Below are 2,134 nucleotides of genomic sequence, written 5' to 3' on the forward strand. Positions count from 1 at the left end.
CAAGCGCCCTTTCAGCCGACTCCGACAAGGCAAGCCGGTCTTCCGGATGAACGCGCGACGCAAACCCATCAAAGTGCAGGTCTTCATCGGGGCGACGATTGAGCAATCGCATCGCTCTTTCATCCTCCTTGATGTCAACAAAATGACCATCTACGACCGTGCATTCCCAAACGCCCATTTCCGCCGCCTCAAGCGCAAGTTCGAGCTGCAACTCCTTGCGGTGCAGGGCAATTTCTGCGTTCTTAAGATCTGTGACATCGCTGCCATCGACGAAAATACCACTGACACGTCCATGATCATCGAAGATGGGTTGATAGACGAAGTTCAGATAGACGCTTTCGAAAAGGCCACCGGGGACACGCTGGATGCTCATGTTGACCCCACGGCCGATAAAGGGCTGCCCGGACGAATAAACCCGGTCGAGAAGTTTGTAGAGGCCTTGCTCCGCAACTTCCGGCACCGCCTGGCGGACCGAAAGGCCGAGGAGATCGCGATGGCCGACGAGCTGCACGAAGGCGTTGTTGGCAATCTTGAAGATATGTTCAGGGCCTTCAAGCAGGCACATAAAGCTGGGGGCGTCGAGAAGCAGATGGCGCAACATCTCTGCTTCACGTTGCGCTGCCCGCTTTTCCTCCTCCAGCAACCTGGCGTTTTCAGCCTTGGCCGAATGTTCGCCACTGATGTCACGCGAAATAGCAAGCAGATGTGTCGGGCGACCATCGGTTCCGGCCAGCGCCTGGACACGAACATCCCAGAAACGCGGGTTACCCTTGGCAGTGTTCGCTGCTCCGGTGAACCGCGCATTGCCACCGGCCGCAGCGGTTGCCACCGCTTCCCTGGCCGCGGTGTTGGCCTCACCTGACCAGAAATCCGGCCAGAAGCAATTCTTCATCGTGCTGAAATCCTCGACCTCCATCACCCCCATGCCGCCTTGCGACATGAACAGCAGCCGACCATCAAGATCGAGAATTTTGATGCACTCGTCGCTCAGGGCGAGCACGGCGCTGAGCAGGATGTTCATATCGATATCACGAGCGCTGGAATCCGGCGCGGTGGAGGAGGGGATGTGGCCGCCCAATAACTCGTTCATGTTCACTTGATCTTTCGGCGGAGGAAACGTTCAGACGTGGTAGCAGATGGATGACGCCCTGTCTTGAAGGTAAATCAGCCGCACCGGTCGTTCATCCAATTCGCTCGACAAACAGGCCTTTCCGTCGCAAATGCCGGTCAAAGCAGGGTCCCCGCCCGCAGGCGAGGGACGTTTGTTCGAGATTCGCACAGGGTCTGTGCAAGTGAGGAACTTGAACTTCATGCTGCCGAGCCAAACATGACAATGCTCTTGGCACTGCAAAGACCGGTGAAGATTTGCCGGGGACGACCGCCTGACCGACTTTCTCTGGCCGCTGAAGGGAATTTTTACACTTGCGACTGCTGATTGTGGAGAAGTATCTGGATTTCACTGGACGAAACAGGCCCGCTGAAATGAAAGCCTTGAATTTCATCACATTCATTGTTGCGCAGGAAAGTCACCTGGTCATCTGTCTCGACGCCCTCTGCGATAACTTTCATATTGAGCTTTTGCCCAAGCGATATCACAGCGGCTGCGATTGTTCTGTCGTCTTCGTCTTCGGCCAGGTTATGCACGAACGATCGATCAATTTTAAGCCGGGAAACCGGCAGACTTTTCAGCGCGCTCAGATTTGAATAGCCCGTTCCGAAGTCATCGATGGCAAAGCCAATTCCGGCCGCGCACAGGTGCTGCATGGTGGCAATAGCCTCATCGACGTCCCGCATGACCAGGCTTTCTGTGAGCTCCAGCTCGAGATATTTTGCTTCCAGACCAGTTGCGCTCAAAGTCCCCAGTACACGGCTCGTCCAGTTTTGATCCTGAAACTGACGTGCTGAAACATTGACACACATAGCGATCGGCGCAAGTCCCGCGTCCTGCCAGGCTTTGTTCTGCCGGCAGGCTTCATCGAGAACCCAGTCGCCAAGGGGCACAATTAGTCCGGTTTCTTCGGCCAAGGGGATAAACTCGTTCGGAAGAACGAGCCCAAGCACTGGATGTTGCCAACGCACCAGCGCTTCCACTGCGAATATCCGTCCGGATTTCAGGTGTATCTGTGGCTGATAA

At 55.6% G+C, this 2,134-nt stretch carries 2 protein-coding genes; both read right to left on the minus strand.

Going from position 1 to position 2,134, the window contains the following annotated elements; genetic code table 11:
• Window positions 1-1,090, minus strand: a 1,090-nt coding sequence (locus tag ABKW30_RS29185; RefSeq protein WP_348602477.1) for a PAS domain-containing protein, incomplete at its 3' end; no start/stop codon positions are given.
• Between the two features lie 326 nt (window positions 1,091-1,416).
• Window positions 1,417-2,134: EAL domain-containing protein (locus ABKW30_RS29190; RefSeq protein ID WP_348602478.1), on the minus strand; the 718-nt coding region annotated here is incomplete at its 5' end.

Source organism: Phyllobacterium sp. SB3, assembly GCF_040009165.1.
Taxonomy (GTDB): Bacteria; Pseudomonadota; Alphaproteobacteria; order Rhizobiales; family Rhizobiaceae; genus Phyllobacterium.